The organism is Lysinibacillus sp. CTST325, assembly GCF_054665055.1.
Genome location: NZ_BAAFHO010000039.1, coordinates 1 through 1,236, shown reverse-complemented (window position 1 = coordinate 1,236; position 1,236 = coordinate 1). Strand labels below are relative to the sequence as shown.

Annotated in this window: 2 protein-coding genes; both read left to right on the top strand. The window is 35.4% G+C overall.

Annotation, left to right across the window (positions count from 1 at the left end):
* Positions 1-422: Mu transposase domain-containing protein (locus tag ACYQ73_RS28090; protein ID WP_460015456.1), on the top strand; the 422-nt coding region annotated here is incomplete at its 5' end.
* Positions 423-430: 8 nt separating this feature from the next.
* Positions 431-1,183 (top strand): IS21-like element helper ATPase IstB, encoded by a 753-nt coding sequence (istB, locus tag ACYQ73_RS28085; RefSeq protein ID WP_460015457.1) that lies wholly within the window; start codon positions 431-433, stop codon positions 1,181-1,183.
* The last annotated feature ends 53 nt before the right edge of the window (positions 1,184-1,236 follow it).

Genomic DNA, 1,236 nt, shown 5'->3' with positions numbered 1-1,236 from the left:
AAAAATTGTGTAATCGTATCAATCATGAAATTCATCAAGGAACGAATAAAATTCCGATTTTAGAATTCCAAAAAGAAAAGAATCACTTACTCCAGCTACCAACTGAACGAGTAAGAGATTCTTATCGAATCAACCATACGCTTGTGAAAGTCAATGCATCCAACATGATTTCCTACAAGTCCAATCAATACTCCGTACCACCGGGGTATCAAGGCAAAAAAGTAGGGCTACAAGTGTACGATAATCAATTATGGATTTATTATAACATGGAACTAATCGCGCAACACAAAATAAGTGAAGCAAAACTAAATTATCAAGAGGCACATTATCGTGAACTGATAACAAAGGCCATGCCCGAATACCCTGATATTAACGATTTAGCGAAACGGAATTTAGCAGCGATTGGAGAAATGTATAAATGAATTCAATAATGAGTACAAATTATCAGCAACTACAGCAAAACTTAGAGTATTTAAAATTAAAGCAAATGGGCATCCATTTGAATGAAGTCATCGACTTTAGCATTAAAAATGAGCTTTCTTTTATCGATACGCTTATTAAATTGACGAACTATGAAATCGATGTGCGTGAGCAAAATATGATTCATGCGATGGTGAAAGTCGCTGCATTTCCACATTTAAAGGAAATAAAAGATTTTAATTTTGATTTCCAACCAAATATTAACCAGCAACAAATACTCGATTTTCAAAGCCTTCGTTTTATCGAAGAAAATGAGAATATTGTATTCCTTGGTCCAAGTGGTGTCGGCAAGACCCATCTGGCAACAGCAATTGGCATTACTGCAGCTAAAAAGCGAACAAGTACCTATTTTATTAAGTGCCATGACTTAATTCAGAATCTGAAAAAAGCCCGTTTAGAAAACAGGCTAGAGAGTCGTTTAAAACATTATACAAAATATAAATTATTAATCATCGATGAGATTGGTTACTTACCTATTGATCCAGAGGATGCGAAACTGTTTTTCCAGCTCATTGATGCCCGTTATGAGAAACGTAGCACGATTTTCACAACGAATGTGAACTTCAAATCGTGGGATGAAATTTTCCCTGAACCAAAGCTAGCGAACGCGATTTTAGATCGTATTTTACATCACGCAAGCGTTGTCACAATCGTCGGTGATTCATACCGATTAAAGCATCATTTAACCTCGGAAAACGAGTAATTTTGTACACCCTTAAACGAGCAAAAATGTACATATTGGTGTTGACATTTATA

Bases quoted from the DNA above. Each gene is read 5' to 3' on its own strand.
- istB (WP_460015457.1), top strand. From the start codon at position 431: ATGAGTACAAATTATCAGCAACTACAGCAAAACTTAGAGTATTTAAAA.